Here is a 17,670-nt window from a genome sequence, read left to right on the forward strand (position 1 = left end):
TTCACCTTATTCCTTCTTTGCTATCTATCAATTTGAATTACATCCTTGGACTACATCACCAACTAGGTTGGCCAAGTTACGTAAATCGGTTTTTCCATCCAAGGTAACTTGACAATCGAATACGACAACGGCGAACGACTGATCAGTATGTCATACACCCTTTTTTCGACGATCAAATCCCAATGATCTTGTGCTTCGGTTAACGTGCCATTGCGTACCAGCCAGTTTCCTCTGAATCCATCAATCGAGGTCTTTCCTATCGCCGGCCAGTAATTACAAACCGCGTCAATTAAGCTATGCACGGTATCAATATCGCTTTGTGAGAGTGTAATCCCCGCTTCTACGGGCTGAGTTACACCCAGACCACAAATCAATTTGTTTAACACCAAATGGTGCTCTTCGGTGGCACTTTGGCCTGTAACCAGAAACTGCAGATAATGCACAGCCGCACGCTGGCGTTCGTCACTCACAAACTTGTCGTCACAAGTCAGTGATAAACGAGCAAACAGAGGTTGAATAAAGCTTTGCAACAACACGAGTCCGGCATTTGGTACGCTGATTGGAAATTCGCTCGGCTGCTCAGGTTCACTTTGTGCTTGTTTGCCTGTGACACTATCAAACACAGATCCACTCTGCTCTTTAGCAACCGCATTCGAAAGCCTGTGCCGTTGATATTGACTAAGCTGCTTACGCAGCTGCTCTGTGGCTGTGAGCAAATGCGGGGAGCTGGGTAAATCAGTACTCTGGAGTGCCCCCTGCAACGCACCAACCTGACAGTTTTGCCTGAAGATCAGCTGCCAACACATATCACCAAATAGCTTTTCTCCATCGAGCTCTGCAAGCTGCTTAGTAGCAACACTACGCAAAATAGCCAATGTCAGATACTGCTGATACTCTGCCTCATTTATCTTCAGCCCGGCTTTAGAGAGCGCTTTAAATAATGTGTAAACAGCCTCAACCATGTTTAATTGTGCGTCTCGCAATTTTCCAGCCCGACTGAGTGCAGACAGTATTCCACCTAAACCAAGCTGCTCGACCACTCGGGCCTGCACAGTCGACTTTGTTAGCAGTGGCTGAACCCATTCAACCCATAACTCAGGCTTATACAACAGCAGATCGTTAAACAGCCTCACACCACAAAACGGTACTTCTGCTGCAATGAAATGAGGGCGACTCCCGCTACGCAGCCAATGCTCAAAGATTGATTTGATGTCTGTTCGCTGCAAATACTCAGAGGCAAGATCTTGCTCCCACGCTGGCAATTTTACGGCCTTAGATTCAGCGCCGTCCGATATTGTGTTACGCAGGTGAGTCTGTGTCTGCAGATTTGCCTGCTGATTAGAGCTAGCTGCTGGAGTATGTGCGTTGCGCTCTGCTGAGATAGGCTTAAATTCAGTAACTCCAGCGCTTTGGGTTGCAGGCTCTGATAAAGGTAAAGTAAAGGCGCTGGCATGAGCTGGACGGCCAACGCGCTTAAATTCCTTAATTAACACTTCTTTGCTGATAATCGACTGCAACTCGGCTGGTGCGCTTTGCCAGTTACGCTCAAACTGGCTCACGCACAGTGATAAATTAAGAGCATTAGTCTGACACCAGCCGAGCATAATCCGGGCGACAAATATTGCTCTCATACCTTCTGAGACACGCAGTTGTGTCAGGGATTTGAGCTGAGCAGTACTATTAACTTGAGAGGCAAGATATGCCGTGAGTTCCATCCAGAACAAACGTTCGACTGCTGTGCCACGAGGCCCGCTGGAATGAACCTGGCTAGATGACCTAAATGCACTTTGATTATCCAAAGTTGCCACCACATCGCTTAGCCAGGCCTGAAGTTGCTGGCACCAACGCTTGTAAAGCGCCGGTTGCTGCCAGATTTCGGGTAACATGGCTGAAAACCAGCGATTAGCAAGGCGACTCTGAAACAGCTGCTGCAAATGCGTTGCCGCGAGTTGTGACTTGAGCGCCTTTTTCACTATCAAGCCACTGAGTAGTGGCTCATGTCGACGCAACAGCGACACCACCTCAGTCATTACCGACTCATACGTCATTGGCCAGCTACCCTTTGAGTTATCAGCCCGGTAAAGCCTGAAAACCCAGCGCTGTTGAGTCGCCCCGTCAAGCCCATTCAACAACCAGTGCAGCAGTACCGGGTGATTGGCTACGCGAGAAAAATCCCCTCTCAAATCATGCATCGCTATCAGTTCTGCCAACAACTGTGGCACCGAAACATCGCTAAGCTGACTTACCTGGTGCTGTAATTTTGAAATCCGCTGCACTGATACCGGTACAGAGCCAGCCTGTTCTGGCTCTGACTGCTCCGTATAAGTCCCCTTTTCCTGAAGGGGCTGTACACTGTATTGCCTTGCCGGTTCTAAGTTTTGTTTACTTCCAGCACTAAGCTGCCATTGTTCAAGCATATACCAGCTATTGTGTACACACCCGGCTCGCAACTTGGACATGTCAGCCTGCTGAAAGCGAGTGATCATCACAGCCATTGAGCTGAAACGCTTTAGCTGAACCTGCAGATAGCGTTGTACTTGTGTCACAGGCAAAACAAACTGCTGAGCCAAACTGTGTGCCAGCGACTGTACCAGGTGTGTTTGTAAATCATCAGATGTAAGGCCAGGCTCTGACGTCGCAAGATGAACCGTGTTTTTAATGCGCTCAGCCGCCAGCCTCAACACCTGCGATATGGGCAATGAAAAGCGTCGCGCAAATGCTGTCAAAGCACGTATTTGTGCATAATCTAACGCGCTATACCACACCAACTCAGGGCGACCTGGCAGCGGTTTGGTAAAGGTTTGGATGTTTTGCTTTTCGTTCAACAGCAGCTGCGTCAACTCAGTACTCAGCACTGCCTTGTCACTTTCTGCTGTTGCGGCTTGTCCGGCTAATAAATCAATTAACTGCCCATGCGATAAACCAAATCGTTGCGCAATAAACTGGGTAGTACGGGAAAACCACTTTTCGGGGCTCGCAGTGTCGCCCTCGCTGATCAAGCTAAATACCACGCTTTCGAGTACCGGACGTATTGACCCCCTTCCCAGACCCCAGGCCCAGGTTCCCGGCTTTTGCCAATAGCGAATGGCATTGACCAATCTGGCACTTCGCATCCCCTGCTGAGGAGAAATTGCCGTCAGTAACTGCACGATTTCACCGTGAGTGAGCAAGCCAGAACCCGCCATGGCCGCGACAAGCTTTTGTGACAGCTGCTCGCTTTGCTTTGCCCCGAGATGAGTACGCTTCAGTAAAGCATACAATGAACGCGGACTACTCAAGGGCCGTAACATAACCAGACCACGTAAAGCACGTTGCCAGGTGTTTTCATTGAACCACAAGGGACGAGCCTTGAGGTATTGAGCTGAATGCTGCGTGTGCAGTGTCATCAAGCTGTGGTAGTGCTCAATCCACAGGTCATTATTGTCATGCAATTTTTTGGACTGATTGTCCTGTAGCTCAGCTAAAATAGTAAACAGTTCGTACTGTTGCCCTGTCGAGGTTGGCATACCTGACGTTTGTACCAACATCAGGAGTATATGGTGATACGCCACCCCAAAATGCTGACTCATCTGCAACAAAGTGCTGTGAACAAACTGTTTTCGGTTGAAGTAACTGCCTTTATTCACCAGTAAGTAAGCCAACAGCACACGCCAAATCAGATCCGGATTAAGATGCTGTTCTTGCAGCAACGTTTGTGTGTGGGCTACATGCGCCAAAACAAATTGCTGGTCATGTGGCGCAACCACTGCCACAACATGTTCTAGCTGCTGCTGACTGAACTGCTTAACGATATGAGTGCGTACCGACTCGGATTGGCCTATTTGTTTTAACATGGCAGCCATAGTGTCGGGCTCAACCTGTGCCAGCCTTGTAAACAGCTCCGTCAGATGATAAGACTGATTATCGTGGTAGATGCTCACCTGGCTCGTTTTTAACAAGGACGAAAACAGTGACCACAGATCCAGCGCTTGCTCCGGTTTACTATGTATGCTGGTTTGCTGACGCTCATTTTGTTGAATACTGATCAGTACCTGTAAAAATTGCGGTGCGACTAAACCGGCCTCTTGCATCTGTCTGGCGAGATCACTCATTTGCTCCAGGAGCTGACTGAAAGGAATTTGATAATGCTGGGCCAGCTGCCAAAGCGTTGCCCTTACAAACTGCAAGGTATTAAATAAAGTTCCCCTGTCGACCAGCAAGTGCGTCAGGATCCAGTACCACAAGTGTGTTTGTAAATTGCTATCAGCAGGCAGTTTGCTGTCTGGTTGTCGCTGTGCAAGCAACATGTTATCTGCATAGCCACAAATAAACTGCGCATTCCAGGGTTCAAGAATTTGCACTGTTTTGCGGGTTCTTTCTTCACCCCATTGCCAGATAATTCGCCGTCTTACCACCTCAGACTTACCCACATCACGGATAAGCGCAGCCACATCATTCGGTTGCAAACTGATTTGCTGGTCGACTACATGTAACGGGCTGTTATTGCCTGTCACCCACCAGGGCGTCACACCATATAGTAAGAACCAGCGGATCAAAGTAAGCTGAGATACATCCGGATCCACGATTGTGAACTTACTCCGATGTGTCGTCTGGCTGTTTTGACTATATCGACGCAGCATATCCAGCAATGCTGCTTCGACTGCCGCAGCTACCCTTTGCGGCAACTGGCGGTCCAGCTCATCTAACTGAAGTGTGCCTAAATCAATGCTAAGTTGCTCAATGCGCCAGATGTGTCCACCCGGACACACTCTATCCAGCACCTGGTTGAGCACCTGGGGCAAAATTTTGCGGCTCCATTGGCTCAGCGCATCCTGCAAGTTATTCACTTCGGCTTGTTCATCGAATTCAGTGAGCCACAGGCATTGACCCAGGACGTGCTTAGAGGTGCTCACAATCCACCTCCTGCAATGTCAAAAGTGTCTCTTTTAACTGTGTTTGCAGCGCAGCATCTGCGGCTTCTTTTGGATCCCGGTCCACCAGCCGTTGCTGGTTATACCAACTACAGTAGTCCGTGATCAGTGCATTGAACGCGTTGACATCGGCAACCAGTAAGCGCAACTGTACATGGCTTGGCCAATGTATCTGCTGTAACGCGCGGATAAAATAGACAAACTGTTGCTGATTTACCAGGCTCACATAATTTGGCAATACTAAACTGGCTTTAAGGAAATACCACGAGTCCGGGTCCGGAGTATATGATAACGGCGTCACAACCGCGGATTGCAGCAATGTATGCTCAACCAAAACGGCACCTTTGCGATAGCCGCATAACCATGCCATCTGATCAACGTATACCTGCAGGTCACTGAGTTGCCATGCTCCACTGGGGTTTGGCAGCTCAAGCACCGTTTTGCCGCTGATACTGATCACTAACATATTGGTATGCTGGCTCGCCACGATATCATCAACCACACAGGTTGCTGAGCCTTGATCAGATGAAGATGTTTTTGTTTGCCCCAACCAGGTTTCGAACGCACCATCATTCATTAACGTCACTAACGCACCCGCCAGAGCACGTAAATGGGCAGTAAAGCCCAGTAATAAATCAAACTTAAGCTCAAAAGCTGAGAAATTTCGGAAGTCCTGCACAGACAACTTTCCATATGTGTCCAGGGCTTGAGAATCGTACTCACCATCCAGTTTCAGGCGTTGCTGAGAATTGTTCAACAGCATAGCATTGCCGTCCTTCATCGGGATTGCAGCAGCCAGTGTGCGGCTCTGTTGCACCACTTTAGGCAGATCGACTTTGCTATTTTTACCCTGCAATTTGACGTGTCTGGCAAGTTGTTTGACTAACGAAGCCGAAATGGCTTTGATTATTTGCCGTTGATCCGCAAAACCTTGCAGATAAAGGCTGTGCACGACTTTCGTAAAGCGTTCACCTTTGCTATTCATTAGCGTGTTGTAATCCGCCTGACCAATACGATAACGACCCGGTGTAGGCAAAGGTTCCGCCATGGCGAATTTAATCGCCTGAACGCGTTGATAGCTCAATGCCTGCAAGTTTTGCAGCCAAATGGTTTTTACGATGATGCGTGTTTGTAGTTTGCTGCCGTACCATTGCGAAGCATCTATGATGTCATCATACAGTTGCGCGGGCTCACCATGGCGTGCCAACAGATGACTTAGCATCTCATCGCGACGTTGCCCGGCGTCCTGCTGACTTTCAATGATCTCACCTAAGCCATGATTATATTGATTGAACGGATCATTAATAAAGCGTTGCCAAACCAATAAATCGTGCGCATTGGAGTCCTTCGGTTCATCAGGGTTATAAAAACGATATTGCTGCTGACCCTTTAACAGCGCTTGCACATTTGGCACGTCATACAAAGGCTGATAAAAATAACTGCGGATAAAGCGCTGGCTTGGAATTGCAGGGGGATGCTCTGGGGTGCTGTCTGTTCGCTGCTGATAAAACATCTGTTGCGAGGTTGGTACGATATCAAAACTAAACGAAAACAAATTGCCCAAATTAGCTAACTGAGAAAACTGGTTGGCCAGTACCTGATCAAACAGTAACAGGTATCCTTTTAACTGCCGGGCTTGCGCCACACGGTATGCCGGTGCATCGGACTCCAGGGAGTTATGTCCGATTGCATAAATATCTGGAAACGTGTTTTGGATAGAAAAGTAACTTTCGATATCTCGGAACTGCCCAGTTGGCATTTGCGGTGCCATATCAGTTAACGCCGAAACACTTTGGTTGTGGCAAGTTCGCTCTATTTGCGACAACAAGTGAGTTTGCTGCCAGGGCGCCTGATTGAGCGGTGTCTGATGTTGAACTAAAGAAAACTCCTCACCTAATTGCAACACAGCAACTTTATCAGACGCGATCTCCACTGAGTCTTTACTTTCACTCTCGTCTAATCTAAACGACTCCACAGCAGCCACACCACTAACCTGACTGATCAGCGTGATCAAGTCGACGGCCTGCACCACATCACGCTTTGCCCCTAAGGGGTTATCACCTGGGATCCAGCCATTATTTAGCTTGGGGCCATCAAAGATATCCCCTGACGAAAAGCCTTGCGAGCGTGCCTGCTGGTAGCCCAGACGTTTCACATCGGGACTGATGTAATCGGCCAGTGCTTGCTGAATGTCCAGATAGACTTGCTCAGGCGCAGCCCCCTGCTCCAGCAGCACTTTTGCGCTGAGCACAATCGTTTGACTCTGCAACACCTGCGGTAGCAAAAAATATTCACCCAGGTTGCGGTTTTTATTTAAAAGCTGACTGACTTCGTTACACACTGCCTGTAGGTTAGAACTACCGGTTTGATTTGCAGTAAGTAACTCTTGAGAGTAAAGCCAAACCTGATAGAGCCCGGCCGATTGTGCATCACTGATGAGTGGCTGCAGATAAATATTGTCGATGCCAGCGATGGTATCAACCACCAGTTTACGATAGTCATTGCCAGTGACTGGTCCTGTTGTCAAAATATCCTGGGGGGCAAAAAACTGATGCTGATAATTGATATTGCCATCGGGCTGGGTGAGCACATCAGCAATATCAAAGGTATTCACATATCCCAGCTCAGTCAACGCAAAGACAACCTGTTCCAGAATTGTCACCCCTGGGTCGCTGTCGTTGTAATTACTCCAAACCTCCCCCGCCAGGGCTTTGAGCTGCTCAATCCCTTCATTTTTCAGATAAGTAAATTGCAAAGCCTCTGGCAGTGGACCCGCACAAATACTATTTTCATTGATCAGGGCATCTAAAGAGGCTGTGGTTGATGCGCTCATACACTGGCCTCCGTTAAGGTGTTTTTAGACACTGACTTAGCATCAACCGGTTGCCCGCTGGAACTTCCTTCTGATACCACACGGGCTCTGGAAAAATTAAAAGTGTGTGTATCTGCCGGATAAGAATGGCATCTTCGGAGTCAGGGGATATTCTGTCTCCTTGTTGTGCAGCTGGCCCGTCAGCGGTGCCACTGTGGGAGGCGTGATTGCCTGCGTCATCAACCGCAACGCTGACCGACAGCCTCTGGATCGCTTCAACCTCTTTGAAACTGGCAATATAAGCGGCAAGTCCTGCTTTACTTAGTCCTGAATTAAGACAATATTGTAGCTGCGTTGTATCTATCCAGGGAGCCAGATAAGTATTCACCCCTTTGGTAAGCAACAAATTCAGGTCGTTGATATTGCAGTCCTGACGAACAATCAAATCGGCACTGACTGACACACACTGATGCCGTAAGTTTTGAATAACGACCTGAACCATCTGGGACACTCGTGCAGATAAATAATCTACTATCTGGTATTGGTTCACCTTACTCATAACGGGCTTATAGGCATTCACTTGCTGGGTTGAGGTGTATTGTTGCACTACACCGAGCGTCACTGTGCCAGCGTGTTTACTGGATAACCGTTTGATATAAAACACGCCGCGGTATGCTTGTCGGGCGAGCATGCAGTAATCCCAGTCATCGCTTGCTCTGTGCTTACTTTTTAAGCGCAGGCTCACCCCCTGCTCAAACTGGCGGGTATCTTGTGCAGCACATCCGGCGCTTGAGGCAAAGGGCTGAGACAGACGACTGATTGCGGCTATTTTGTTTTGCGGTGCCTTAATCTGCTGGGCACCAAGCGTTGGAGCAACCCCAACCGGGAGAGAAATAGGTGCAAGACGCTGCACTTTAACAGCTTGAGTATTACAATACACACATTGCACTTTTCGTGCTTGTTGCTGCGCAAACATCAGCCATCCCGTATTGACTTTACCTTTGGGTATGGGCCAAACCGGTGAGTTAACAGCCATATCCTGTGGCAGGTCAAGCTGAATAATCCCCGAGCGTGTCAGCGCATGCGTTTCATCCGTTAAAACCGTCACAGATTGCCAGCCACTGTGACTCCAGTAAAATATGTCCACCAGATTTGGCTGTTGATCACCACTAATATCCTGTGCAAGTTCCACAAAAATATTCAAGCGGCACGGCGGTTGCACTTGCTCTAGCTGAAAATATAAGTTCAATGCAGACTGCCCAACACCTTGGTACAAAGCTAGACCTTGATCGCTTGCCAACGAGTGCGAAGGCTGCTCTGGTTGAGCAGGCTCAGGGGGTTGCAGCTGAACTCGGCGTAAGTCCACAACGGGTTTGCTTTGCCCGGCAAGCTGACAAAAGTATAGGTAGTTTTTCCAAATGCCCAAATGCTGCAACGCAAACCCCTGCGTCAAAATAACGTCCGATACCGTTAAGTCTATCGTTTGCTCGCCCTCGTAGGTCATAATCACACGCTTACTTTGGGGCTGTAATGGTGGGTTAGGCATTGACTTTAACTTGCCAGCATCTGAGCCAAACCAGCGTGAAATGGTATTGATCGCTTTAGTAAAAGGCGATAGCAATCCGGTTGCTTGCATCAGGGTTTTAGCATTTTTAAGACTGACGTCGTTAACAACCAGCCCGTAGAGTGAGTTGCCAAACCCCTGCTGTAACCCACTTAACGTCATACGCAAACTGGGGTTATGATTGCTCGCGACATCACGGGCATCAACTCCGGCACATTGCAAAGGCGTACTAAATGAAAAAACAAAGCTGCTAGCTGACGCATTTGTATTGTGTTTTATCTGGGCAAATAAACCACACTGGTTGCTCTTGTCTACCTCTGAAGGCTTGGTCAGTGCGCTTATGATACTTTGCCAGCCACTGGCTTGATGTGCTTCCCACTCAACCGTGAACGCCTTATTAGAAAATGCGCTGTACTGAGGGTAAGCATGGCTATTGCTCTTTAAAAAGTCGTTATAGGCACTGTAGTAAGTTGCCAAATTCTCGGGAATGTTTTCCCAATCGATTTCTACCGTTAAAGACGTCAGGGGTTTTGAAAATGCCTGCGGATAACTCAGGTAAAAATGGCTGTCTAACTGCGCTCTGGTACCCAATATATACATGGCTTTATTGTTCAATAGCAGACCATTGTCGTTGCTTGGTGCAAGCGCATCACTATCTTTTACTTCCACCTTGAATTGCACTTGGATTAAACGCAGTGGTTGCTGTAAATCCACGGTATTCGGGAGCATAATGCGGCAATAAGGCATCGCTAAGGGGTAATCGTCATTCGCTTTTGCAAGGCAATCTACAGCAGCAAAACTGCTGGACAAGTGCACGGTCAGCTGCAGTGTTTGACTGTCCGCAGCCGACCACTCCAGATAGTTTTTAGACACGTCAGCACCGCTGCTTTCATTCCGCACCAAAGTATCTGACCAACCCTTCGCTGTAGTAAGTGCGATCCCTGCGCTTTGGAAGTCAGCCACCGTCACTGGGGTTGCGAATTTTAGAGTAATAGTAATTGTACGCTCACCCGCATTTAGGAATAGCATATCGCTGGCCAGCGCAAACCCTTGTTGCACAGCATCACCCTGTGCTTCGCCAAACCAGTCACTTGATAACACCCGCCCGACCTGATCTTTACGAACTTCTGTACTTGGTGCAAAGGTCTGCAAATATTGTTGCTTTTCTCCCGCTGCGGGTACTAAACAGTAACTCATACCATAAGTTGCTATGAACGCTATGTGATTGACTTCACTGTCTGCGGTTGTGGCGAACAACACGGGTGACTGGTCCGGATAGCTGCCGCCATTGAATGCAACACCAGCGGCCAACTCATAAGATGGCACCGACTTATCCAACGTAAGGCACAAATAAGTGTGATCGGGCTGCGCCGGCGCGGGCGTTTGCTTTAAAATCGTTTTGTAATAAAAGTTAAGATGCTTCTGTGCGTATTGGTTAAGCGCACGCTGAGAATATGCCAGGAGCTGATTTGCGACAATGATAAGGCTGGTATCAGGAAAATCATTGCGCTTCACCACCATGTCATAAAAAGCCGGTCGCGCATCCTGGATCACTTGCACAAAAAACCGATAGACCTGCTGATATATTTGCTCTAAGCCCAGTAATGCATCCACAGCGCTGTCAAACCGAGTGGTATTTTTTATTCGTTTGTGCTCAAACCAGCTTGGCGCAAAATGTCGATAACTCGACTCACTGGGTCGGGGTATTGAGGCCGTTAACTTGTTTGCCAGAAAATCTTGCAATGCAAATCGTTGCCACAGCAACCGGCCAATCGCTCCCTCTACCTGGGTGGTGATAAAGTCACGCAACGTAAACTCTACGCTGCTGAGTTCAAGATACTCCACCCAGCTATTGATAGTGTCAAACAGCTGATCCACCAGCAGTAGCAGTTGCGCAATACATCGGCTATCTTGTTCCTGTAACACGCAAGCAGCGGGCTCATTATCGTCGTCTTTTATCTGCTCTCGAACTCTCGTTTTGGTGTGTTCCAGGGCGGCCTGAACCTGATTAAACCGAAAATACACGCTTTGATAGACAGTTTTACTGATCACGGCGAGCAGAATAACCGGATCTTTTAAAACAACCTTACGCCAGTCACCTGAAGGCTGATTTTGCTCATCATAAAATAAAATCAACTCAGACAAATCTGCAACAAACGCCAGGCGGTCTCGAATATCTCGTCCATCTAGTTCAATTGAATCAGGACAAAGACACGCATTGAGCTGCGCCTGGAGGGTTGCAAAGTCGAGCCGATTCTTCACGCTACACCTTCACAGCCAGGTTAGTGCCTTCCAACAAAGAAAATGGAAAAACATGGTTATGTCGGGTATTCGTCTGTTTAATGGTGTAAACCACACTGATCACTACCTGCGACGCTTCCTCAGAGGTAAAAGAAACAAAGACTTCATCAACTGAAATTCTGGGCTCGTCGTTCAGTAACGTGTTGCGTACTGATTTGGCAATTTCTTCTTGCAAACTCGCATCCTGGCTGCGAAACAAAAAGGTATTCAATTGACTACCAAAATCAGGCAGCAAACAGCGCTCGCCGCGCCGGGTCTGTAATATCAAATCGATCGACTGGTTAATGTTGGCTTCAGACTGATTCATAGCCAGCTGGTGCGACACACTGGAGAATGTGGGTGGAAACTGCCATCCACTCCCCAAGAACTCACTTTGCTGAGACAGCTCAGATTTACCGGCCATGTTTTACCCTCCGATCATCACGGTAAAATCTCCAAGCATAATCGACCCGCCATGTGCTGTATTATCTCCAATTCTGGCAGCTGGCATGCCCCCTATGAGGACTGTGGCTGAACCTTTGATAATGCTATCAGGTGGTCCCACGCATACCAGCATATCGCCCACCCGCGCAGCAGGTAGACTGCCAATTAATACTGTTGGACAACCCGGGCCCGTGATCGGCCCGCCCACATGTGGGATTGGCGGCAACCCTGGAGTTACCATAGGACATTCATGAAAATCGGTTAATCTGGCTGCTGGTGGCATTGCTTTAGCTCCTGTTAATTAATCATCACCATAGCGGCTTTAAGCGTGAGCTCGGCACCACCTTCAACTTGTGCTGTCGCGGACCCTTTAGCGCTAAACTGAACATCTGCCTCGGCGCTGATATTAAGCCCGGCCAGTTTTACATCGCCAGATTCTGCCTGTACATTAACCCCCGTTGCTCCTTTGATATTCACCGACTCGTCCGCCTGAATGTTGATGCTTTTTGGGCTTTTAATATCGATGCCTGACTCACTCAGCAAGATACTGTTGTCATTTTGATCTGAAATTTTGATCTGCTTGTTTTGATCATCAAGGACTATGGTGTTATCGCTATCGGTGGTGATAGTAAGAATGCTCTCTTTATCATCGAAAACGATGCGCATATTACTTTTGGTGACAATGGCTTTTTTGCTATTGTCCGAATCAGGGGTCAACTCGCTGTATGGTTTACGGTTTTCGCTGTATACGCTGCCCACTATGATCGCAAATCGGGGATCTTGATTTAAAAAACCAACGATCACCTCATCCCCAATTTCGGGATAAAAAAACGCGCCACAGCCGCTGCTTGAATAGAAATTACATAACCGTGCCCAAACGCCTTTACCTTCGTCGTTATACAAGGGCATTTCGACCAAAACTCTGTAGGCGTTATCCGGATCTTCGTCTATCTGCTTGACGGTCGCATTGTACAAACCTCCTATACCGGGCAGCAGCCCAGCAGCTTGTGGCGCACTGACTTCGTGCTCCTGCACAAACCATATTGGCGACAACCCCAGCTCAACAGTGGTAAACCAATTACCATCAGAAAAATCATGCTCCACGCCCGAGATAAAATGATCGCCGTTAAAGCGATCCCCCATCCCCGCTATGGTTATATATTTGCCAAGCTGCGCTTTGGCATTGCCCTGCAGACGAGCATCTCCAGTAATTTTTGACAGCTCGCTTTTAAGCATCTGCCCTTTTGCCCATTGAGTCAGATTGTCGTTATCTACTGCTGCTGTTGTTTGTAATCCAAATTCGGATAACCCCACCACTTGAGATAACTTTTTACTACTCAGATTACCGGGCCCTGATACTGAGTTGCTGGCTGTTGCGTTGATCACTGCCTGGCTTTTTGCATCCCATGCTGTCGATTTCACTTCACTGAGCTGGGTCACGCTGTTGAGCTGCGCATTGATGTGGTAAAGAGAGTCACCATAAGTAGCGGTCAACACTGAACTGGTGTCATCAATTGGTGAAAAGACCGACACTTTGCCATTGAGTGTGCTCACCACCATACTATTTACTTCTGCGCGACTGAGTAAAAAGTCCCAGTCTGAGGTGTAATACTGCACCAATTCCGGCAAGTCCACAGATGTAGCCGATACGTCTGCACTTAACCCTGAATTACCAATCAAAGTGCTCATCACATCACTGTCTTTGGTTTTCTGATAGACGCCACTTTTGCGCCCTACCGTCATTTTTATCGCTTTATCCCGGCACTCAACCAAAAGCATAGGTCCAACACCTGGATTAACCTGCACTGTTTGTTTGGTCACTATGCCTGTGAATACCGTGCTATTGCTACCATCGTAACCCATAGCTATGCTGATCTCGGCCCCAGGTACAAAGGTCTCTGAACTGCTGACTGAAAACCCTTCTTGCGAGGGGCTACCATCGAGTATTTCAATGCTGGCACTGGCCACTCGGTTAATGTTTTGTCTGACCACAACACTGTGTACCTGCACTACATCGGGGATTACAGAGCCCGCGGATTTAATCTCTAGTGTGGCGACACCACCATTACTACTGCTACTCACTGTGATTCTCCCGTACTACGCAAAGGTGGCGCAGTTAATACACTGCCTGCTGCTAAGTTTCTTATTTTATTCAAGCCGTTAAATGCCCCAAGTTGTACGTACAAGTCGGGATCCCGGTAAATTTGCTGGCTTATCTGAGGCAAGCTGTCACCTTCTACAACTTCAATTCTGTGTGTCAGATCAGGGGATTTTTTGTCTTCTTCTTTTGCTGCGGTAGACGGGTCCAGATACGATGTAAAGTTCAATGAAACCTTAGCGCGTAATGGCGTACCGTCTGGCTTAAAAAACGTATAATTGGTATCAAATGCGGTCAGTACCCCCTGAAAAGACAACCCCCCCAATACACAGTGACATAATTAGGGCGATGAATATTGCCGTTGTAGGTGTAAACAACTTTTTGTAGTTGAGCGAGCTCTTTGGGTAAATCAGTGCGTGTTGAGTCAACCACACCGGTACAGTCTACTACCAGATCAAAGCTGAGCTTTTCCCCTGGCGTTGAACGATACTTAGAAGATAGCTGACCAGAATCTGGTGCCTGCTCTTCATTGTAATTGATACTGCGATCCAGCTTGATCTGTTCCGGATTGAGCATCACCACATAGTCATCAACCTTTGAGCTGAATTTTTCATCGCTGTATGCGACGATACGCATCTTTTTCAGACTACCCACACCACTCTCCACATTTATATTGGGCTATCGCTCAAACGCATTCTGCCGCTGCTTTGCGCCCAGTTGTTTGACACATTCCTGGACAATTTGCTGTTTCATTTGCTGTAACTGTTGCTCCGATAACACCGCATTTGTTGGCTCTTTGTGCGATTGCACGGCAGTTTTTATTACCAGTTCTCTTATTTCAACGGCCATCATTGTGCTCCTTTGCTGTAGTTGCTTACTGATCAAGCATCGCCATATAAATCCAGTTGTGGAGATCGGCTATCCTCAACCTCGAAGTAACGATATGAAAACTCTAGCGTTTCAATAAATACTTCACCATCTTGCGACTTTAGATCACTCGCCGACCACTTCACCGGATAGGCAGCCACAAAATCCCACTGCATACTCACATTGCCCTTCTCATCCAACAGCCGCACCCGAATGTCTTTGGTGTGGATAGGATTTGCTAATCCATCATCTAAGGTGTCTTTAACCCAGGCGATCAGCGGCGACTCGCCCGTTGTCACGCCTCGCTTAAGCACCAGATTTGAAAAAGTCGTGATAGTGGGCAAGCGATATTTAAAGCGGTTCTCTCCTCCACATACCACGTCTTCGCTTCCCATTTCTTTGCTCAACCCCAGGACTTCCTGAAAAGCAGCATCACTGCTGCTCATCCCTGAGATCGAAACACTGAAATAGAAGCTAGTCTGTAAGTTATGATCCATTGGTCACAATCAACTGCTCATGCGCAATTTCTAAGGTATCCACTGCGACTTCGTTACCATCCGACTTCAGGTCAGTTCCGGTAATTTTGGTCGGCCAGGCATTGTTAAGCTGCCACTGCATGGTCGTTTTACCTTCCTGATCCAAAAGCTTGATCAGTACCGTACGGCGTTTTATCGTGTTCATTTCAATTTCATCCATCCACTTCCAGAAATTGTTATCGTTCACGAAAATACCGCGCTTCATGGTGATATTGCCGTACTTAGCAATGCCGGGCATTTTGATTGTTGAGAATAAAGTGCTGTTACTATGGCGGTATTCAATTACCTGTACTTCTTTATCCATACCCGACACTTCCTGAAAAGCCACCTTTTGTAGTTCCGTTCCAAGGTCAACCTCGAAACGGAACTTGGGCATTGGCCACGTGCTGCCTTCTTTGCTGCCATCATCTGCCATGATATTTCCTCTTATCTATCTTCTATAATATGGTTAAACATAACGACCTGAGCGCAGCTTATTAGCCTGACTTAGCCATTTCCTGTTCGAATGAAATCACGATGAATTCTGCCGGATGAACCACGGCTACTTTGACTGACACTTTCATAAAGCCATTAAGCAAATCATCGCCTGTCATTGTGGTACCCAGACCACACTCAACCTGAAATGCATCGGAGGCTTTAGCGCCTTGTAACCCGCCTTCTTTCCAGATGCTGGTGAGAAAACTGCCAATCTGACTTTTCACAGCACTCCACGTATTCACATCATTAGGGGCAAATACGTAAGCTCGCGCAGCCAATTTACAAGACTGCTCCAGGAAGGTCATAGTGCGGCGTACAGATACATAGCGCCAATCCTGGGAGTTACCATCCAAAGTACGTGCACCCCATACCAAAATTCCCTGACCATTAAAAAAGCGAATGGCGTTTATAGACTTACCCGACAAAGCGTCGACGTTAAGGTCTGCCTGCTGACTATCATTGAGTCGAATTGGAAGCGAAGATGCACCTACGATCCCGGTATTAGCAGGGGCTCCCCAAACGCCTTTAACGTTGTCATTGACCGTGTAAACCCCTGCCATACCACCACTGGGTGGCAACAAGTTAGCGTCGTTCATGACATGCGACACAATTTGCGAGTAGGTTTGCGAGGCATTAAGCAACGCGGCATTAAGCTGCGATGTGGTCATTGAGCCATCGTTGTTTTCAATCATAGAAATGATTTTTTCTGCGGTCGTATTTGGTGCGGAAGCCGGGCTAAGCAAAGGCTGGAGCTTTTTGACATCACCGCCAAACAGGTTGGTATAGTTGATTTCACCCGATTGCATAATCGTGGTGCCGATAAAGGGATAGTAGGCAACACCAAAGTCCAAACTGTTGGAGCCGGTGTTGTTTCTGAACGTTTCTATATCGTTGGTGTAGGTGATTGGATCGGGTGTGTTACCACCAATAATGTCGAACATACACACTGCCGTTTGCATACTACCGGCTTGCAGCAACATCTCTTGCATTAGCGTGCCATTCTCAGCCACTGACAACAGTGTTGCCTCCGGGCAAATATAAATGGTTGGCTCCTGCTCATACTGCAGTAAATCTAAACCCGCCTTTAGATCACTGAGCTTAACATTTGGGTTTACAATCTGCGCACCGACATCCCCTGCTTTTCCTGCGCTCTCACCATAGGTGCCAACCGACACAATATATGCATCTCCCCCACCGTTTTGATAGAACAAACGCACGCTATTGTAGAGATAATATATACTGCTGGGGTCGGGCACAATTGAGTAATAACTCCCCGCAATCATTAAGTAGTCGCCAGATGTTGGCTTATCTTTTGATTCGACCAGGTAATACTCCGGGTTATATTGCACCGCAGGATCTGCCGGCGGCGGCGGATTCCCTTTCATGTAGATAGCCTGAAACTCAGCGAAAGAAGTGATTTTTTGCGCTTTATTGAAATAAGACTTTCCCTGATACTCTGCGGTAGGAGTGTATCCTACAAACGCCGGTACCGCGGTTGCAACGGGTACCACTGAGTTAGGGAAGGCATTGACTTCATCAATGTACACGCCGGGTGTTTTTATATTCGAAGTTATCATAACATCGTTTGCCTTTTGTTCCTGTATGACTGATTTCGTTTTCCTTCGACCTAATTCAACGAAGCGAAAACCCTTTACGCCGCCACAACATATTGGTGCACTCGT

General features: G+C 47.7%; 12 protein-coding genes. All 12 read right to left on the bottom strand.

Translation table 11 applies throughout. From position 1 onward, the window contains the following. Positions 1-62: 62 nt before the first annotated feature. Positions 63-4,892, bottom strand: a complete 4,830-nt coding sequence (locus ELR70_RS15975; protein WP_054017477.1) for a contractile injection system tape measure protein — start codon at positions 4,890-4,892, stop codon at positions 63-65. After that, on the bottom strand, positions 4,879-7,743 hold the full coding sequence (locus ELR70_RS15980) for a hypothetical protein (protein ID WP_054017478.1): 2,865 nt from the start codon (positions 7,741-7,743) through the stop codon (positions 4,879-4,881). Before ELR70_RS15980 ends, ELR70_RS15975 begins: the two co-directional genes overlap by 14 nt. Positions 7,744-7,756: 13 nt before the next feature. Further along, positions 7,757-11,548 (bottom strand): hypothetical protein, encoded by a 3,792-nt coding sequence (locus ELR70_RS15985; protein WP_128064637.1) that lies wholly within the window; start codon positions 11,546-11,548, stop codon positions 7,757-7,759. A gap of 1 nt (position 11,549) precedes the next feature. Next, on the bottom strand, positions 11,550-11,990 hold the full coding sequence (locus ELR70_RS15990; RefSeq protein ID WP_200908231.1) for a GPW/gp25 family protein: 441 nt from the start codon (positions 11,988-11,990) through the stop codon (positions 11,550-11,552). A gap of 3 nt (positions 11,991-11,993) precedes the next feature. Continuing rightward, a complete protein-coding gene (locus ELR70_RS15995) occupies positions 11,994-12,293 on the bottom strand; it encodes a PAAR domain-containing protein (protein ID WP_054017480.1) in 300 nt (99 codons plus the stop codon). A gap of 14 nt (positions 12,294-12,307) precedes the next feature. Next, positions 12,308-14,092, bottom strand: coding sequence for a type VI secretion system tip protein VgrG (vgrG, locus tag ELR70_RS16000; RefSeq protein WP_054017481.1), 1,785 nt, complete (start codon positions 14,090-14,092; stop codon positions 12,308-12,310). Next, positions 14,089-14,424 carry a hypothetical protein gene (locus tag ELR70_RS25095; protein WP_206613307.1) on the bottom strand — a complete coding sequence of 112 codons (336 nt, stop codon included), beginning with the start codon at positions 14,422-14,424 and terminating at the stop codon, positions 14,089-14,091. The genes vgrG and ELR70_RS25095 overlap by 4 nt, the downstream gene beginning before the upstream one ends. After that, complete coding sequence (locus ELR70_RS25100; protein WP_206613308.1) at positions 14,403-14,762, bottom strand: hypothetical protein; 360 nt, start codon at positions 14,760-14,762, stop codon at positions 14,403-14,405. The genes ELR70_RS25095 and ELR70_RS25100 overlap by 22 nt, the downstream gene beginning before the upstream one ends. A 24-nt stretch (positions 14,763-14,786) precedes the next feature. Further along, positions 14,787-14,960 carry a DUF5908 family protein gene (locus tag ELR70_RS24915; RefSeq protein ID WP_160317426.1) on the bottom strand — a complete coding sequence of 58 codons (174 nt, stop codon included), beginning with the start codon at positions 14,958-14,960 and terminating at the stop codon, positions 14,787-14,789. Between the two features lie 29 nt (positions 14,961-14,989). Continuing rightward, positions 14,990-15,472 (bottom strand): phage tail protein, encoded by a 483-nt coding sequence (locus tag ELR70_RS16010; RefSeq protein WP_054017482.1) that lies wholly within the window; start codon positions 15,470-15,472, stop codon positions 14,990-14,992. Continuing rightward, positions 15,462-15,926, bottom strand: a complete 465-nt coding sequence (locus ELR70_RS16015) for a phage tail protein (RefSeq protein WP_054017483.1) — start codon at positions 15,924-15,926, stop codon at positions 15,462-15,464. The genes ELR70_RS16010 and ELR70_RS16015 overlap by 11 nt, the downstream gene beginning before the upstream one ends. A 61-nt stretch (positions 15,927-15,987) precedes the next feature. Then, on the bottom strand, positions 15,988-17,565 hold the full coding sequence (locus ELR70_RS16020) for a phage tail sheath C-terminal domain-containing protein (protein ID WP_164881456.1): 1,578 nt from the start codon (positions 17,563-17,565) through the stop codon (positions 15,988-15,990). Between the last annotated feature and the right edge of the window lie 105 nt (positions 17,566-17,670).

Origin of the sequence: Pseudoalteromonas sp. R3 (genome assembly GCF_004014715.1) — a bacterium.
Classification (GTDB): domain Bacteria; phylum Pseudomonadota; class Gammaproteobacteria; order Enterobacterales; family Alteromonadaceae; genus Pseudoalteromonas.

Coding starts and splice junctions, on each gene's coding strand:
- ELR70_RS15980 (WP_054017478.1), bottom strand. CDS start 7,743: ATGAGCGCATCAACCACAGCCTCTTTAGATGCCCTGATCAATGAAAAT.
- ELR70_RS15990 (WP_200908231.1), bottom strand. CDS start 11,990: ATGGCCGGTAAATCTGAGCTGTCTCAGCAAAGTGAGTTCTTGGGGAGT.
- ELR70_RS15995 (WP_054017480.1), bottom strand. CDS start 12,293: ATGCCACCAGCAGCCAGATTAACCGATTTTCATGAATGTCCTATGGTA.
- ELR70_RS24915 (WP_160317426.1), bottom strand. CDS start 14,960: ATGATGGCCGTTGAAATAAGAGAACTGGTAATAAAAACTGCCGTGCAA.
- ELR70_RS16010 (WP_054017482.1), bottom strand. CDS start 15,472: ATGGATCATAACTTACAGACTAGCTTCTATTTCAGTGTTTCGATCTCA.
- ELR70_RS16015 (WP_054017483.1), bottom strand. CDS start 15,926: ATGGCAGATGATGGCAGCAAAGAAGGCAGCACGTGGCCAATGCCCAAG.
- ELR70_RS16020 (WP_164881456.1), bottom strand. CDS start 17,565: ATGATAACTTCGAATATAAAAACACCCGGCGTGTACATTGATGAAGTC.